We start from the raw sequence: 17123 nt of genomic DNA on the forward strand, positions 1-17123 counted from the left end.
TGACGGCCAGACCGCTAAAATGACAGTGAATATGCGCGGTCAAGCGCCCTCCAGCGACCACAATTTTGCGCAAATTTGGGCGAAACGCGCCGCCTCAGAGGAGAGCAGCCATGAAAGAAAAACTGGAAGAGATGCTGGTTTACAGCGAAAAGGGCAAGGTGATCTCCGGCGTACTGGGAATCCTGATCTATTCCATCGGCCTCAATTTGTTCATCGTGCCGCTCGGCCTCTACAGCGGGGGGCTCATGGGCATCTGCCAATTGATCCGCACATTTCTCACCTCGGTTTTGGGCCTTCAGTTCGGTTCGTTCGACATTGCGGGCATCATCAACTATGTGCTCAATGTGCCCGTTGTGATCCTGGCCTACAAGGTGATGAACCGCATTTTTGTGCGCAAGCTGGTCGTCATTCTCACGGCGATGTCCATCTTCCTGTCGCTGATCCCCATTCCCGCAGAGCCCCTGCTGGACGAGCCCCTCACCGGCTGCCTGATCGGGGGGATCATCTGCGGCTTTGGCATCGGCACTTATCTGCGCGCGGGCTGTTCGGGCGGCGGCTTCGAGGTGATCGGCCTCTATCTCACCCGCAAGCGAAACGATTTCAGCGTGGGCAAGATGAGCATGATCGTCAACGCAGTCATTTATTCAATCTGCCTTGTACTGTTCGATGTGGAGGTGGCGATCTATTCGATCATCTATATGGTATTCTATTCTATCACAATGGACAAACTGCACTCGCAGAACATCCTGGTGGAGGCGATCATCATCTCCAAGACCAATAACGACCTGATCGAACAGAACATCCTGAAGGAACTGCACCACGGCATCACCCATTGGAATGCGCACGGAGGCTACACTGAGGAAAACGCCGATGTTTTTTACACGGTGATATCGAAATTTGAAATCGCCACGCTGAAGCGCATCGTCTATTCCGCCAATCCGCAGGCGTTCATGGTGGTGAAGGAAGGCATTTCGGTCAGTGGTAATTTTGTCAAGCGCCTGTAAATATCAATAGGGATTTGGCCCCTTGGATGCCGCGCGGCGTGGTTTCAAGGGGCCATTATTTGCATTTGACGGGAAAAAACGGTATGATAAGAGTGGTTCTTACAAAATTCGGGCCCTCAACGGCCCAGACGACAACAGGTGAACATTATGATCATTGCGGACCTTCACATCCATTCCAAATACTCCAGGGCCACCAGCCGGGACTGTGTGCCCGAGGCGCTGGATTTCTGGGCGCGCCGCAAGGGGATTGGCCTGCTCGGCACCGGGGATTTCACCCATCCCGCCTGGCGGCAGGAGCTGCGCGAGAAGCTCGTTCCCGCCGAAGCCGGACTGTACACCCTGCGCGAGGAACTGCGCCGGTCAGATCCGGCCGCGGTGGGCGCGCAGCCGCCCCGATTCGTCCTCTCCGGGGAGATCAGCTCGATCTACAAAAAGAACGGCCGGGTGCGCAAGGTGCACAACGTAATTTTGTTGCCCGGTCTCGAAGAAGCGGAGGCGCTCTCGCAGCGCCTCGAGGCGATCGGCAACATCCACTCAGACGGGCGGCCGATCCTGGGGTTGGACAGCCGCGACCTGCTGGAGATCACCCTGGAAACCTGCCCGGAAGCGGTTTTCATCCCGGCCCACATCTGGACGCCGCACTTTTCCCTCTTCGGCGCGTTTTCCGGTTTCGACACGATCGAGGAGTGCTTTGAGGATCTGACGCCGCACATCCATGCGCTGGAAACGGGGCTTTCCTCCGACCCGCCCATGAACTGGCGGCTGTCCGCCCTGGACAGATATGCGCTGGTCTCCAATTCCGATGCGCATTCCCCCTCCAAGCTCGGGCGCGAGGCCAACCTCCTCGATCTGCCGGAGCTTTCCTACGCGGCGCTCGCCGGCGCGCTGCGCGGGGAGGGCGGTCTCCGCGGCACCATCGAATTCTTTCCGGAGGAGGGCAAATACCATTACGACGGCCACCGCAGCTGTAAGCTCTGCCTCACGCCGGCGGAAACCGAGCGGGCGGGCGGACGCTGCCCCGTCTGCGGCAAAAAGATCACCATTGGGGTGCAGCACCGGGTGGAGCAGCTCGCCGACCGCGACGAGGGGTTCACCCCGCCCGGCGCGCTTCCCTTCGAGAGCCTGGCTCCCCTGTGCGAGGTGATCGCCGCCTCGGTCGGAATCTCCGCGGCGGGAACCAAGGCGGCCGCGCAGTATGAGCAGATGCTCCGCGAGCTGGGGCCGGAATTTTCTATCCTGCGGGAGATCCCGCCTGAGGAGATCGAGCGGGTGGCGGGCCCCTGCGTAGCTGAGGGCATCCGCCGGCTGCGCGCCGGGCGTGTGCAGCGCACCCCTGGATATGATGGAGAATACGGGACAATCTCGCTGCTGGAACCCGCGGAACGGGAGGCGCTTGGCGGACAGATCAGCCTGTTTGGCGGCACACCCGGGGAAAAGCGCGCGGCAAAATCCGTCAAGGCGGCCAGAGCGCCGCGAAAGGCGCGTGCAGACATAGTCCAAGAGCCCGAGCCGCCGGCCGACCCACTTGCACAGCTCAACGAGCGCCAGCGCGAGGCGGTTGCGGCACAGGAGCGCGCGGTCGCGGTGGTCGCCGGACCGGGGACGGGCAAGACCAAGACGCTGGTCGCCCGCATCGCCGATATGATCGAAGCGCGCGGGATCAAGCCCGCAGAGATCACGGCCGTCACCTTCACCAACAAGGCGGCGAGTGAGATGCTGGAACGCCTGCAACAGCGCCTCGGCGGCAAGCGGGCGGTGCGCAGCCTCACGGTGGGCACCTTCCATTCGATCTGCCTGCGTCTGCTCACCGAGCGGCGAGGCGAAATCTCGCTGATCGACGAATATGAGGCATTGGAGATCGCGCAGGAGGTGCTGGAGGGGCTGCATACAAAGATTTCACCCAAGGCGTTGCTCCAGGAGGCGTCGCGCCGCAAGAACGGCCTGACAGCGGGGGAAAGTCCGGAAGGGATGGACGAGGCGTGCGAACGCTACGGCGGCCGCTTGCGGGAGTTGGGAGTTTTGGATTTCGACGACCTTCTGCTGGAGACCCTCGCGGAGCTGGAAAACGATGCGGAGCAGGGGGCGGCCTGGACCCAGCGGTTTTCCCACCTTTTGGTGGACGAGTTCCAGGACATCAACCCGATCCAGTACCGCTTGGTGCGGATGTGGAACCGCGCCGGAAAGTCGCTGTTTGTCATCGGAGACCCGGATCAGTCGATCTACGGATTCCGCGGTTCGGACGCCCGCTGCTTCGAGCGGCTGGAGGAGGACTGGCCGGAGCTGCGGCGGATTTCTCTGCTGCAAAACTACCGCTCGACGCCCGAGATATTGCGGTGCGCCCTCCCGGTGATCTCCCACAACGACGGGCCGGAGCGGATGCTGCTGCCACAGCGCCCCAGCGGCGCCACGGTGCGGCTGCTGACTGCGGAGAGCGACCTGTCGGAAGCCATCTTTGTGGCGAAGGAGATCAACCGCATGACCGGCGGCATCGACATGCTCGACGCGCAGAGCCTGTCCGGTTCATCTGCGCAGCCGCGCAGTTTTTCGGATATCGCCGTGCTCTACCGCACCCACCGGCAGGCGCAGCTCTTGGAGAAATGCCTGCGCAAGGAGGGCGTCCCCTACCTGGTCGCCGGGCGCGAGGACTACCTGGCCGACCGCTCGGTGCGCGGGACAATCGGCTTCTTCCGCTTTTTGCTCAACCCGCAGGATACGGCGTCGCTGCGCACCTGGCTGCGCGCCCTGGAGGGCTGCTCTGAGCAGGAGGCCGGATGCATTGCGGCGCAGTGGGCGGCATCCGGCCCGGACGGCCTGAGCGCGCCGCTGTTGGAGCGGATCGAGCGTTACCGGCCGCGCGCCGCGAAGGAGAAACCGGCGGCGCTGCTGAAGAAGTGGGGCGAGGAAAATGGGCTATCCGCCGCCGAACCGTTTACAAGGCTCACGAATATGGCGGCGTTCCACAGCGATCTGTTCAGCTTTTTGCAGACCCTGCTGCTGGGGCAGGAGCGCGACCTCGTGCGCAGCGGAGGCAAGAGCTACGCGTCCGGCGCGGTCATGCTGATGACCCTGCACGGCTCGAAGGGCCTCGAGTTCCCAGCCGTATTTCTGTGCGGTCTGCGGCGCGGCTGCCTGCCGCTGGAATCACCCGGCCGTCCGGCCGACATTGCGGAGGAGCGCCGGCTGTTTTACGTCGGGATGACCCGCGCGCAGGAGGAGCTCGTGCTGCTGACCTCCCAGGAGCCGTCCAGCTTTTTAAAGGAGCTGCCCGAGGGCGCGGTAGAAACCGGCGCCATCGGCCCCAAGCGCCCGGAAGGGGTTCAGCTCAGCCTGTTCGATTAAAAGATGCGCCCAGCCGGGAGGTTGGGCGCTTACTTTTTGAAGAATTTGTTAAAAAACAGCCACCCACTTGATTTTTACGCGGGGTTGTACTATAGTAATATTAGCACTCTGGCAACTTGAGTGCCAGAAAATACAACAAGGGTGGAATGATTATGGCCAAAAAACAATTTAAGGCGGAGTCGAAACGCCTGCTGGATTTGATGATCAATTCGATTTATACCCACCGCGAGATTTTTCTGCGCGAGCTGATCTCTAACGCGAGCGACGCCATCGACAAGCTCTATTACCGCTCCCTCACCGAGGGCATCACGGGGCTAAGCCGCGACGACTTTGCAATCAGCCTCTCTGTGGATAAGGATGCGCGCGTCCTCACCGTGTCGGATAACGGCTGCGGCATGACCAAGGAGGAGCTGGAGCAGAACCTCGGCACCATCGCCAAAAGCGGTTCCCTCGCCTTTAAAAAGGAGCAGGAGGATCCCGAAAAGGCCGGGGATATCGATATCATCGGCCAGTTCGGCGTGGGCTTTTATTCGGCGTTCATGGTGGCCGACTGCGTCAAGGTGATCAGCCGCGCCTACGGCAGCGACGAGGCCTGGTGCTGGGAGAGCCTCGGTGCGGACGGCTACACCATCGAGCCCTGCGAGAAGGAGGGCCACGGCACCGACATCATCATGACGGTGAAAAAGAGCACCGAGGAGGAAAACTACGATGAATTTCTCGAGCCCTACCGCCTGCGCCAGATCGTCAAGAAATACTCCGACTACATCCGTTACCCCATCCGGATGCCGGTGGAGAAGACCAGACCCAAGGAGGGCGTAGAGCCCAAGGAAGGGGAAGCGCCCGAGTACGAGACATACACCGAGGTGGAGACCCTCAACAGCATGGTGCCGCTTTGGAAGAAGAACAAGTCGGAGATCACCGCGGAGGAATACAACAAATTCTACAAGGAAAAATTCTTCGACTACGAGGACCCTGCGCGGGTGATCCACAGCAGCACCGAGGGCACCGCCACCTACAACGCGCTGTTGTTCATCCCGGCGCGCGCGCCTTACAACTTCTACACCCGCGACTATGAAAAGGGCCTTCAGCTCTATGCGTCCGGCGTGATGATTATGGATAAGTGCCCCGACCTGTTGCCCGACTGTTTCAGCTTTGTGCGCGGCCTGGTCGATTCGCAGGATTTGAGCCTCAACATCTCGCGCGAGATGCTCCAGCACGACCGCCAGCTTAAGATCATCGAGGGCCGTTTGGAGAAGAAGATCAAGAGCGAGTTGCTCGCCATGCTCAACAGCGACCGCGAAAAGTACGAGGCGTTTTGGAAAAACTTCGGCTTACAGCTCAAATACGGGGTCTATGCCGAGTACGGCGCGAAGAAGGATCTGCTGCAGGATCTGCTGCTGTTCCACTCCTCGTCGGAAAATAAGCTGGTTACCCTGTCTGAGTACGTCGGCCGGATGCGCGAGGAGCAGAAATATATCTACTACGCCTGCGGCGAGACGGTGGAACGCATCGACCACCTGCCGCAGATCGAGCTGCTCAAGGACAAGGGTTACGAGGTGCTCTACCTGACCGACGATATCGATGAGTTCGCATTGACCATGCTGCACGACTTCGACGGTAAGGAGTTCCGCTCGGCGGCCAACAGCGAGCTCAACCTCGAGAGCGACGAGGAAAAGGAGGCCGCCAAGAAGCAGACTGAGGAAAACAAGGACCTGCTGGCGCTGATGAAGGAGGCGCTGGACGGCAAGGTGGAGGACGTGCGGCTGTCCCAGCGTCTCAAGAGTCACGCGGTCTGCCTGTCGAGCGAGGGCGCCCTCTCGCTCGAGATGGAGAAGGTGCTCAACGCCATGCCGAACGACCAGAAGGTCAAGGCGCAGCGGGTGCTGGAGATCAACGCGAATCATCCAGTGTTCGTTTCGCTGCAAAAGCTGTACGGGGCCGACCGGGAGAAGGTCAAGACCTATGCGCAGTTGCTTTACGCGCAGGCGCTGTTGATCGAAGGGCTTTCGGTGGAGGATCCGGTGGCGTTCTCCAATCAGATTTGCGACCTGATGGCAGAAAAAGCGGATTGATGATGAATAATAGGACCGGACACCCTCATTCAGGGGTGCCCGGTCCTTTTTGTATTTCCGGCTCAGTGGCGTCAGAACCAGTTTTTTCGGATGTTTCACCGGCGGGGGGCGCGACGGCGTCCAAAAAGCGCTGTGCCAATACGCCGTAGAGGTGGTGCTCCAACACGTAGGCACGGCCGCGCGCACCCATCGCGTCGCGCTCTGCGGGGGACATGGCCTTGAGCTTGCCGATCGCCGCGGTGATCTCCTCCGGCGCGTTGTCCGGCGTGACGATGCCGCACCGGGCGGATTCCACCGGATTGTGCGGCACGTTCATCGCGCAGATGATCGGCCGGCCGGAGTACATATAGTCGTACAGCTTGTTCATCCCGACGCCGTAGCGGTAGACCTCGAGCGGCAGCGCGCCGATATAGAGGCAATCGGCCAGCGGCAGGATGCTCTGCACCTGGTCCTTGTCCACCGCGTCCAGCCAAAGGATGTTGCAGAGGTTGTGCTGTTTGGCGTAGCGCTTGAGCGGGGCCTTGTGCAGGCCGCTGCCCACGAACAGGTACATCACGTCGCGGTCGGCCTGGCGGGCCGATTCCACCAGCTCGTCCAGCGCGTTCGCGGGTGCGAATCCGCCCAGATACAGAACCAGGAAGTACCCCTTGTCGTGGTAGCGGGTGATGAGGTCGATCTGGCGCTGGGGCTGTTTGTGCGGGGCGTCCTCCGGCTCGATGCCGTTGGGGATGTAGGTGTAATGGTCGGCGGAAAAACCGAGCTCCTTCATGTGCAGGTCGGCCCGGGGCAAAATCGAGATTACATGATCAGCGTGGCGGTAGGCGTATTTGACCGCGTGACGCAGCGCCAACATCACAGGGTGGCGCGGGGAATAGCCGTAGATTTCGATGTAGCTGTCGGGGTGGATGTCGTGGACCTCGTACACCAGACGCGCGTGGGCGGCCACAGCGATGCGCCGCGCGGGGTAGATGTCGAGCGGATAGGTAGAGGAGGCGATGACCAAATCGGGCTGATAACGTTTTGCCAGCTCGTCGGCGCTGCGCCATAAGGTCTCGACAAAGCGGTAGACGTTGCGGTAGCGGTGGTGGTCGTTCTCCTCATAAACCGGGGTTTTCACCAACAGATAGCGCACCTGTTCGATCACTTTTTCGCAGGTGGGCTCGCTGATGGTGGGGTTCTTTTGCCGTAGATGCGAGTAGTCGGCCGCAACGATGGTGACATTGTGCCCGAGCTTACCCCATTCGCGCGCGAGATAATAAGGGCGGTATTCCATGCCCATGCGCGGGCTGCCCGCATAGTGGTCGATCAATAGAATATTCAAGGCTTGCTTCACCTGCCAGATTGTTTATTTTGGAGTAGTTCCCGATACCCCCGCAAAAGCTGTTCCCGTTCCCGCTCCCAACAGTAGCGCTCCCCTATTAAGGCGCGTCCCCGTTCGCCGAGGGCGGATGAGAGCGAGAGATTACCCGTCAGCTCGCGGATGGAGCTGGTCAAGGCGGTCTCATCGAGCGGATCGACGAACCGCGCGCAGTCAGTACCCGCAAGCAGTGTCCGCCAAGCGGGAAAATCAGATGTGATCGCCGGTAAACCGGCCGCCAGATATTCCAGCAGCTTGATCGGCAGGGCCTCCCGGTAGGCTGGGGTGGGGTGCAGCACCGCCAACCCGGCGGCGCATCGGCCGTAGAGGCAGGCCAGCTCCTTACGGCCCAGCACGCCCAGGTAGGCCACCCCCGGCATGTGGCAGATATCTTCCTCAAGGGCCCGGGTTTCAAAGCGCCCGGCCAGATAGAGCGGCGCCTTGGCCGCACGGGCGGCCCCGATCATCTGAAACAGGCCGCGATCGGGCGACAGCGCGCCGGCGTAGCAGACCGCCCGCTCCCTGGGGACGGACGGAACCGGTAGGAACTCCGCCAAAGTGGGGTAATTGTGCAGCGGGATAACGCTGTTAGTGTTGCCCGAAAAGCGCCCGGCTATGAGCTCAGTTGCGCAAAAAACCAGGTCGCAGCTCCGCGCCATCCGAACGAGAGCGGTTCCGGCCCCCCAGGCGAGCCCCGGACGAATCGGAGACGGAATCCACGGCTTCCCGCGGATTTGCAGCGGCAGGTCCTCGTGCGCGTCGTAGACGGTGAGGATGCCACGCCGCTTGAGGGGAAAGACGGCGGGCAGCAGTTCGGGGTCGTGCAGGTGGCAGATGTCCGGATGCTGCTCCAGCGCCGCGTCGGCATAGCGCCGCCAAGAGAAAGCGATGCGCCCCATCCGGCCTTGACGCACCGGCACGCGCAAAAAACGCACCCCCTGCTTTTCACCGGAGAATTCGGGGTTGAGCAGGGTGACGCGGTATCCCGCCTGCGCGAGCGAAAGCGCCTCCTTGTGAAAGATGCGCACGTCGTCGTGCGGGTGCACACTGGTGAGCACCGCCACATGGATCGGTCCGGAACTCAAGAGAATACCCTCCTCTGATGGGGCTCCTGCCTGATCGGGAGGCCGAGCGCCAGCAGCAGAAACAGCGCGAACAGCCAGAAAAATTTATCGTATAGCAGGCCGAAGCGGTTGGACACCAGGCTGCCCAGCGCGACAACCGCCAGTGCGTTGCCCATCAGCGCGCCTGCGGGGAACGACCGGCGGCAGAGGACGATGCAGTCCCACGCAAGGGTGAGCATCAGCGCCAACCCGAGCACAGCCTTGACGATGCCGCCGTTCAACAGGTCGGCCAGCAGAAAGCTGTGTGCGGAAAGCAGGCCCTTTTGACCGTTGAGATGGGCGTATTCCTGCGCGAGCTCATCGTTTTCCACCTCGTCATACAGGACAATGTCGTACCCAAAACCGCGGCCAAAGAGCTTTTCAGTCAGGGAGAACTGCTGGTAGTCCTCCCATGCGATGCCCCAGATCAGTCCGCGCTTTTGAAGCAGCCCGCCTTCAGTCACCGTTTCGTAGCGGTCCACGGCGCTGCCCTCGGTCGAACCGTTCCCGCCGGTGGAACCTTGGCCGAACCCAAAACTGCCGTATTCCTCATACCGAATACGCATCTGGTTCTGCATCGCCCATACGCCGCCCCAGAACAGCAGCCCCGCCGCCAGGATCACCCCGATGGCCGTCGCCAACTCGCGCCAGGACTTCTGCCGGAAGAGCAGCACGCACAGCCAAAACAAGAGGATTGGCGGCAGCATGAGGAAGATGCGGCGGGAAGCGGAGAGATAGAGCACCGTCAGCGTCACCCCAAGGTCGAGCGCGAACAGGATGCAGCGCATGACAGTGAACTTAGCGGTTGTGAACAGATAAATAGCGCACAGCAGCCCCAGCAGCAGCGTGGTGGCGAACACGTTGTAATCGCTGCGCAGGGTCAACCGCAGGGTGTAGCGCACCGGGAACGGTCCGGCCAGCAGGTAATTGACAATTGAAAAGGCCGCAGTCACGCCGCTCGCTACGCCGAGCGATAGCAGCAGGGCGCGCAGCTTCGGCACCGAATCGACATATAACAGGATACAAGCGGATAAAAAAATCATCAAGACGACGACCTTATATTTGCTCATCCCATAAGCCGGTGCGGGCGACCAGAGGAGGCTACTGAGGTCATAAAGCAGATAGGCTGCCAGTAGTGCGACGGCGATCCACCTTCCACCCAGCCGGCCGAACAGCTCCGCCACCGCGCCGGGACGGCTGGGACGCAGGTAGTCGATTGCGGAGACAAGAAACAGGATCGCCAGCAGGATCAGCAGCAGATCGAGGATGCGGTAGCTGAAGGTGGCGGCGAGCTCGAACACCACCGCACCCAGCGTCAGCCAGAGCACCGCGCCGAACAGATTTTCGCGGCTTTCCCAGAATTTAGGCATGGTTTTGTCCTCCTTTCGCCGTCAAACGGGCGCAATAAATGAGCAAAATCAGGTAGCAGAGCCCCATCAGGAGGCTTTGCAGCGCGAGATAATGGGTAAGGGGCATGGGATGGATCAGATGGATACCGGCCGGTAGCAGCGCTGCGAGCAGCAGCCCCGCCTGCCAAAGCATGGTGGGAAGCTGCCTGCCGAACACGATACCGGTGGAGCTGACCGGGGAGACCACAAACCGGACCGCGACCATCGGCAGGAGGATGCGCAGCATGGCGGCGGACGGCCCCCATTGTTCGCCGAATACCAACCGGATGAGTGCGGGCGCGGCTGGGAACAGCAGCAAAAACAGCAGGGCCGCTCCGACAGAGAGCACTCCGGCGACCCGGCGGAACACCCGTTTGGGGTCGCCGTTTTCGCGCGCATCGGTCAACTCCTTGGCGTACACCTGCCCGACGGAGGTGGAGACCAGCGTGAGAGGGGTCGCCAGCACCCGGTTGACCAGGGAATAATACCCCAGCTCGCGGGAGGAGTAGAAGGTGGCCAGAAAAAAACTGACGCTGCCCGAGGCCGCCGTGTTGCACAGCGCTCCCGGCATGGTGTATTTGGGAAAGGCGTCGTAATCGCGCGCCGCGCTGCGCATCCCTTGCCCGGCCGCGCTCCGGTGGAAGGGGGCCACCTTCTGCCAGAGGAGAAGGCAGGCCGCGCCGTAGGAGAGCACCTGCCCCAGCGTCAGGGCGAACGCGCCCAGATGTGCGAAGCAGAGCAGCACCTGGCTGGCCGCCAACACCGCCGAACGGAGGATGTTTGCACCGGTGATCCGGCGGTAGCACTGTACGCGTGTATTGTAGTAGGTGAGCGCCGAATGAAGCCCGGTGAGCATCGAACCCACGGGCAACAGGTAGAGCCATCCGCTGCCCTGAGCGCCGAGCGCCGACGAGATCTGCGGTGCAAATGGGGCGGCCAGCGAGAGGAGCAGCGCCAGCACAAGGGAGAGCGCCAGACAGAGGCGGAAGAGCGCAGCCGCGTCCTCGTCGGTTTTAGCGGTGAGGATGGCGAAGTCATATTTGAGGCAGACCAACTGCGACAGAATATTGACGCCACTGACAAACAGCGCGTATTCGCCGAACTGTGCGGGGGTGTACAGCCGGGTGAGCAGAGGGGACACCGCGAGGGGGAGCAGCTGCGCCACAGCCGAACCGGAGAGCAGCACGCCAAAGCTGCGAACAAAGCGGCTTTGTATCGCCCCGCGCCACAGCGCCCGCAGTCGTCCGGTCATTCGGCAGCCCCCCGCACCCGCGCGCTTTGGGAAATCAGCCGGTTTTCATCCCGCGTAAAGGTGGGAACCAGGGCGCGAATCGCCTCGAACAGGGTGTCGTTATCCGGCTCGTCCAACGCCTGATAGAGCGCACCGATGTTGCAGCGCAGCGTTTTGGTGTCGAACGGCACCGGTTTGTTCACATAGATTTGGTTGTTGGCGGTTTTGATAGTGTCCTCCTCGGCGAGGCGCAGCTCCTCAAACAGCTTCTCGCCGGGCCGTAAACCGCTGAACACAATCGGGATGTCGCGGCCGGGCGCGAGCCCCGAGAGGCGGATCATATCGCAGGCGAGGTCGAAAATTTTGACCGGTTCCCCCATATCCAGCACAAAGATTTCCCCGCCGCGCGCCATCGCGCCCGCCTCCAGCACCAACTGCACCGCCTCCGGAATGGTCATAAAGTAGCGCCGCATGTCTGGGTGGGTGACGGTGACCGGCCCGCCGCGCTCGATCTGCGATTTGAACAGGGGCACCACGCTGCCGCAGCTCCCCAGCACATTGCCGAAGCGCACCGCGGCAAAGCGTGTCTGTCCCTCGCGGTCGAGCATCTGGATGCACAGCTCCGCGATGCGCTTGGTGGCCCCCATCACGTTGGCCGGGTTGACCGCCTTGTCGGTCGAGATCAGGATGAAGCGGCGCACTCCGCATTTAATCGCCGCATCGGCGGTGCGCAGGGTACCGAACACGTTGTTTTTCACCGCCTCCCGCGGGTTCCATTCCATCATGGGCACGTGTTTGTGGGCCGCTGCATGGAACAGGATTTCCGGAGCGTATTCCCGCATCACCTCGAGCAGGCGGTCTTTATCGCGCACAGAACCGATGCACAGGCGATACCGCTCGGGGCCATAGTGTTCCCGCAGTTCGTTATCGAGCGCGTAAAGGCCGTTTTCGTGGATATCGAACACCACCAGCAGACGCGCGCCCATGGCCAGCAGCTGGCGGCAGAGCTCAGAGCCGATGGAGCCCGCACCACCGGTGACCATCACGCAGCGGCCCTGTACAAACCGGCGCGGAAGGTCATCCGAAAGGGTCACGCTGTCCCGCCGCAGCAGGTCCTCCAGGCGGATATCGTTGATGCGCGCCGTATCCAGGCGGTTGTCCCGCAGCTCCTCCACGCTGCCGAATCGTTTCACCTGGCAGCCCTGCTCGCGGCAGGTCTCCAACAGGGAGGATAGGCGCGTCCGCGGAAACTGTTCGATGGCAAGGATCAGCTGCGAGGCATGGGTCTCGCGCAGAATTTGCGGCAAGTGCTGTACGCCGCCCAGTACCCGCACCCGTTGAATGCGCGCCCCGAGCAGAGCGGGGTCGTCGTCGATAAATCCGACGACGCGCAGATTTTCCTCCGGGCGGGTTAAAATACGCCGGCAGAGATAGCGGCCGGCCTCGCCCGCGCCGTAGATGAGCGCGCACTCCTTGCCCGCCCGGCGAAAGGCGCCGGCCCGCCAAGCGTCCGCCTGCTGCAAAAGGCGGATAGAAAAGCGGATGGCGAGCAGAAAGGCGGCGAGCAGCAGCGCCTGGATGATGAGCACTTCCAGCGGAATGCCGAGCTGGAGATAGCGGTCGAGCAGGAGCAGCATACCGGCGGTGCCAGCCACAGCCAGAAGCACCCGCGCGCCGTCAGCAGCGGAAAAGGCGGGCAGATAACCGCCTCCCCCGCAAAGCAGCTCCATGCCCAACAGGATGAGAAAGGTGGTGAGAATGTAGCGGTTTTGATTGGCCAGATAGAATACGGGAATCTCCCGCACAAAACCGAACCGCAGCCGGAACCCGATCCAGACCGAGAGAGCCACCGCTACCAGGTCGAAGGCGGCCACGCGCAAGGTTGCGGAGAATTGCGTCCTGCGCTCCATGGCATCCCCTCCACATACAAAATTCGATGACATTATCTTGTGAAAAATGGCGTTCGATATGCGGATGGGTGCAAAAAGGCCGCCCCGACAACAAAATCGGAGCGGCCTTTCGGTCATAAAAAGGTAAATTAATCCTCGTTGATGAACGCGTCGTGGATCGCATTGAGCGCCTTTTCGGAGTCCTTGAGGTCGATCAACACCGAAATTTTGATCTCACTGGTGGAAATCATCTGGATGTTGACGCCCGCATCGGCCAGCGCTTCAAACATTTTGGAGGCGACGCCCGGATTGGTCTGCATCCCAGCGCCCACCACCGAGACCTTGGAGATGTTGTCGTCGCACACCACGTCGTGGGCGTTCAAGTTCTCCTTGATGTCGCCCAGCACCTCCATGGCGAGGTCCTTGTGGGAACGAGACACGGTGAAGCTGATGTCCTTGGTGCCGTCTCGGCCGATCGACTGGAGGATGATGTCCACGTTGATCTTTTTGGCAGCGAGCTGCGAGAACACCTTGAACGCGATACCCGGCGTATCGGGCACGCCAACAATCGAGACACGGGCCACGTCATTGTCGCGCGCAACCCCTTTGATCAACATTTTCTCCACTTTAATTACCTCCTTAATCTGTGTGCCGGGCTTTCTTTCCAGGCTGGACAGCACCTCCATGGGAACCGAATACTTTTTGCCCATCTCAACCGAGCGGTTGTGCAGGACATTCGCCCCCAGCGTCGCCAGCTCGAGCATTTCGTCGTATGTAATTTCATCCAGCTTTTTCGCATTGGGAACCAGCCGCGGGTCGGCCGTGTAGACGCCGTCCACATCGGTGTAGATCTGGCAGTTGTCCGCGTGCAGCGCAGCGGCCAGCGCCACGGCGCTGGTGTCCGAGCCGCCGCGCCCCAGGGTGGTGATGTCGTCGTAGCGGTTGATGCCCTGGAAGCCGGCCACAATCACGATGTTGCGCTTGCTCAGCTCGTTTTCCAGCCGTTCCTTGTTGATGCGGCGGATGCGCGCGCGGGTGTGGCTGGAGTCGGTCAGAAAGCCGGCCTGCCAGCCGGTGAGGGACTTAACCGGGAATCCGAGCTTATCGATCGCCATCGCGAGCAGGGAAATGGAAATTTGCTCGCCGGTGGAGAGCAACACATCCATTTCGCGCTCGGAGGCGTTCGGGTTGATCTCCTTCGCCTTTTCAATCAGGTCGTCGGTGGTGTCGCCCTGCGCGGAGACCACCACAACCACGTTGTTCCCCTGGGCGTAGGTGTCGGTGACGATCCTCGCCACGTTAAAAATGCGTTCGGCGTCCTTCACCGAGGTGCCGCCGAATTTCTGAACAATCAGGCCCATTCTCTTACCTCCTAAAGTTTCAGGACACGGCGCGCGGTGGGTCTATCTAGGTTCGCGCCGCTGTGCGCCCTCAAGCCAGGGCGCGCTTTTCCATACCTCATTTTCAGTCGCTTGATCGGATACTTTATTATATTACAGCCGAAGGCCGCAGTTTACAAGTTCTTTTGGCTGATTTTTGCCTGCCAGCGTCAGGGAACGATGCGCGTACCCATGTTGTCAATAGAGAGGACGTTGACCTGCCAGCCGGTGTAGCCCTGTTCGCGCAGAAATTCGCGGACGGTATTTTCAAACTCGAAGTTTCCCGAGGAAATAATCGACATTAAGGTGCTGCCCGCGCCGCTGATATACGAGGCGTAGGCGCCATGTTTATAAGAAAAATCGAGCACCTCGTGCGCGCCGTTGATGAGCGACAGGCGGTAGGGCTGGTGCAGGCGGTCGTCCGCCGCGATGCGCAGGTTCTGATAGTTGCGGGAGTAGAGCGAAACCGACATCAGCGCCGCGCGGGAGAGGTTGAACACCCCATCCTTGTGAGGAATCTCCTTGGGCAGCGCCTCGCGCGCAAACTTGGTTTTCAATTCAAAGTCCGGGATGATGGTCACAAAGCGCAGGTCCTCAGCGATCTCCTGTTTTACATAGTAGACCTTGCCGTTACTGAGTACCGCCGTGACCAATCCCCCCAGCAGCGCGGGGGTGGAGTTGTCGGGGTGGCCCTCCATGGTGGCCGCGATGTTGACCAGTTCGCTGGTGCGCAGCGGATAGCCCAGCATGGCGTTTGCGCCGACCAGGCCGCCCACAATGCAGGCGGAGGAGCTGCCCAGGCCGCGCGCCATGGGGATGTTGTTGACCTGTTCGATGCGCAGGCCCTTGAGCGGCTTGTCGCACAGGTCGTAGATATATTTGGCGCTGGTGTAGACCAGATTGGTCTCGTCGGTGGGGATGGGCTTGCCGTCGCTGGAAATGATCTCGACGCCCTCCTGCTCCTCCATGGTGACATAGTTGTACATCGAGACCGCCAGGCCCAGGCAGTCGAAGCCGGCGCCGATGTTGGCGCTGGTGGCCGGGATTTGTACTTTAATCATGACGAATCTTCCCTTTTCTCAGTAATCGAGCACGCGGATTTTGCCGAGCACAGGAATACCCCGCGCAGCGAGCGCGTCCAGGCGCTGCGTCATCTCGCGCTCGGTGCAGACACCGGTGATGAACGCCATTTCGTCCTCCGAACCGCTGCGGTAGAGGGGCTTCACGCCTCCGAACAGATCGACCACCGCGCGCATCGCCTTATCGAAATTGTCGTAGGAGATGCGGACATACATCCTCACCTCATTGTCAAAGTAGCCCTGCACAGTGTCATGCGCGGGATTGTCCTCCCAGCGCAGCGATGTGCTGCTGTGCTGCGCTTTCACCGCATCCACTACATCGGCCACCACGGCCGAGGCTGTGGGCAGCTTGCCCGCGCCCTTGCCGTAAAACACGACGTCGCCGGTTGCGTCGCCGCGCACCAGCACCGCGTTGAATACGTCGTCCACGCTCGCCAGTTGGCTATCGTTCCCGACGAGGGCCGGGCTGACCATCGCCTCCACCTTGCCGCTTGGCAGGCGCTTGGCCCGGCCGATTAGCTTGATCACACCGCCCCACGCGCGCGCGTACTCCACATCCTCCAGCGTGAGCTGGGTGATGCCCTCAGTGTGCACCTCCTCGGGGTAGACATGCCGGCCGAACGCAAGGGAGGCCAAAATGCAGATTTTACGGCAGGCGTCAAATCCCTCCACATCCGCGGCGGGGTTGCGCTCCGCATAGCCGAGCTGCTGCGCCAGCGCCAATGCGTCGTCAAACGACATCCCCTCGCGGATCATCTTGGTGAGGATGAAGTTGGTGGTGCCGTTGAGTATCCCCGCGATCTCGTCGATCTGGTTGGCCACCAGGCAGGCGTGCAGCGGGCGGATGATCGGGATGCCGCCGCCGACGCTCGCCTCAAAGAAGAAGTTGACGTCGTGTTCGTTGGCCACCCGCAGGAGCTCCGCGCCCTTGGCCGCGACCAATTCCTTGTTGGAGGTCACCACGCTTTTGCCCGCCTCCAGGCAGCGCTTGACATAAGAAAATGCGGGGTCCAGCCCGCCCATCACTTCTACCACCACGCGGATTTCGGGATCGTTTGCGATCAGCTCAAAATCCTTGATGAATTTATCCGAGTAGGGAAGCCCGGGGAAATCCCGCAGATCCAAAACATATTTGATGTCCATCTCGGTGCCGGCCTTGCGTTCCATGGCGGCGCGGTTCTTATAAAAGACCTCCAGCACACCCGAACCGACCACACCATGGCCCATGACTGCAATTTTTAACATTTCATTACCCCCACACCGGGCCTCAAGCGGGATGCTG

The 17123-nt window shown here is 61.1% G+C and carries 11 protein-coding genes; 3 read left to right on the forward strand and 8 right to left on the reverse strand.

From position 1 onward, the window contains the following. Nucleotides 1–110: 110 nt before the first annotated feature. The 3 genes from H8711_RS07315 to htpG all read left to right on the forward strand — a co-directional run bounded on the left by H8711_RS07315 (nucleotide 111) and on the right by htpG (nucleotide 6415). A complete protein-coding gene (locus H8711_RS07315; RefSeq protein WP_249282818.1) occupies nucleotides 111–1004 on the forward strand; it encodes a YitT family protein in 894 nt (297 codons plus the stop codon). A gap of 147 nt (nucleotides 1005–1151) precedes the next feature. Continuing rightward, nucleotides 1152–4343, forward strand: coding sequence for a UvrD-helicase domain-containing protein (locus H8711_RS07320; protein ID WP_249282819.1), 3192 nt, complete (start codon nucleotides 1152–1154; stop codon nucleotides 4341–4343). 152 nt (nucleotides 4344–4495) lie between these two features. Continuing rightward, nucleotides 4496–6415, forward strand: coding sequence for a molecular chaperone HtpG (gene htpG / locus H8711_RS07325; RefSeq protein WP_249282820.1), 1920 nt, complete (start codon nucleotides 4496–4498; stop codon nucleotides 6413–6415). A gap of 25 nt (nucleotides 6416–6440) precedes the next feature. Here htpG and H8711_RS07330 read toward each other — a convergent pair whose 3' ends face one another. The 8 genes from H8711_RS07330 to H8711_RS07365 form a co-directional block, all read right to left on the reverse strand. After that, the gene (locus H8711_RS07330) at nucleotides 6441–7736 is read right to left on the reverse strand and encodes a glycosyltransferase family 4 protein (RefSeq protein ID WP_249282821.1); all 1296 of its coding nucleotides are present in this window, start codon (nucleotides 7734–7736) and stop codon (nucleotides 6441–6443) included. Between the two features lie 8 nt (nucleotides 7737–7744). Beyond that, nucleotides 7745–8857, reverse strand: a complete 1113-nt coding sequence (locus H8711_RS07335; protein WP_249282822.1) for a glycosyltransferase — start codon at nucleotides 8855–8857, stop codon at nucleotides 7745–7747. After that, nucleotides 8854–10245, reverse strand: a complete 1392-nt coding sequence (locus H8711_RS07340; protein WP_249282823.1) for an O-antigen ligase family protein — start codon at nucleotides 10243–10245, stop codon at nucleotides 8854–8856. Before H8711_RS07340 ends, H8711_RS07335 begins: the two co-directional genes overlap by 4 nt. Then, entirely contained in the window at nucleotides 10238–11515 is a 1278-nt protein-coding gene (locus H8711_RS07345) for a lipopolysaccharide biosynthesis protein (RefSeq protein ID WP_249282824.1), read from the reverse strand. Before H8711_RS07345 ends, H8711_RS07340 begins: the two co-directional genes overlap by 8 nt. Then, complete coding sequence (locus H8711_RS07350) at nucleotides 11512–13404, reverse strand: polysaccharide biosynthesis protein (RefSeq protein WP_249282825.1); 1893 nt, start codon at nucleotides 13402–13404, stop codon at nucleotides 11512–11514. The genes H8711_RS07345 and H8711_RS07350 overlap by 4 nt, the downstream gene beginning before the upstream one ends. Before the next feature lie 128 nt (nucleotides 13405–13532). After that, nucleotides 13533–14744, reverse strand: a complete 1212-nt coding sequence (locus H8711_RS07355) for an aspartate kinase (RefSeq protein WP_249282826.1) — start codon at nucleotides 14742–14744, stop codon at nucleotides 13533–13535. Between the two features lie 188 nt (nucleotides 14745–14932). Continuing rightward, the gene (gene thrB, locus H8711_RS07360) at nucleotides 14933–15823 is read right to left on the reverse strand and encodes a homoserine kinase (protein ID WP_249282827.1); all 891 of its coding nucleotides are present in this window, start codon (nucleotides 15821–15823) and stop codon (nucleotides 14933–14935) included. A gap of 18 nt (nucleotides 15824–15841) precedes the next feature. After that, nucleotides 15842–17086 (reverse strand): homoserine dehydrogenase, encoded by a 1245-nt coding sequence (locus H8711_RS07365; protein WP_249282828.1) that lies wholly within the window; start codon nucleotides 17084–17086, stop codon nucleotides 15842–15844. Between the last annotated feature and the right edge of the window lie 37 nt (nucleotides 17087–17123).

Origin of the sequence: Ligaoa zhengdingensis, from assembly GCF_014384885.1 — a bacterium.
GTDB lineage: Bacteria > Bacillota > Clostridia > Oscillospirales > Ruminococcaceae > Ligaoa > Ligaoa zhengdingensis.

Excerpts from the sequence above, each read along its gene's own strand:
- H8711_RS07315 (WP_249282818.1), top strand. The coding sequence starts at position 111 with ATGAAAGAAAAACTGGAAGAGATGCTGGTTTACAGCGAAAAGGGCAAG.
- H8711_RS07345 (WP_249282824.1), bottom strand. The coding sequence starts at position 11,515 with ATGACCGGACGACTGCGGGCGCTGTGGCGCGGGGCGATACAAAGCCGC.
- H8711_RS07320 (WP_249282819.1), top strand. The coding sequence starts at position 1,152 with ATGATCATTGCGGACCTTCACATCCATTCCAAATACTCCAGGGCCACC.
- H8711_RS07340 (WP_249282823.1), bottom strand. The coding sequence starts at position 10,245 with ATGCCTAAATTCTGGGAAAGCCGCGAAAATCTGTTCGGCGCGGTGCTC.
- htpG (WP_249282820.1), top strand. The coding sequence starts at position 4,496 with ATGGCCAAAAAACAATTTAAGGCGGAGTCGAAACGCCTGCTGGATTTG.
- H8711_RS07365 (WP_249282828.1), bottom strand. The coding sequence starts at position 17,086 with ATGTTAAAAATTGCAGTCATGGGCCATGGTGTGGTCGGTTCGGGTGTG.
- thrB (WP_249282827.1), bottom strand. The coding sequence starts at position 15,823 with ATGATTAAAGTACAAATCCCGGCCACCAGCGCCAACATCGGCGCCGGC.
- H8711_RS07350 (WP_249282825.1), bottom strand. The coding sequence starts at position 13,404 with ATGGAGCGCAGGACGCAATTCTCCGCAACCTTGCGCGTGGCCGCCTTC.
- H8711_RS07355 (WP_249282826.1), bottom strand. The coding sequence starts at position 14,744 with ATGGGCCTGATTGTTCAGAAATTCGGCGGCACCTCGGTGAAGGACGCC.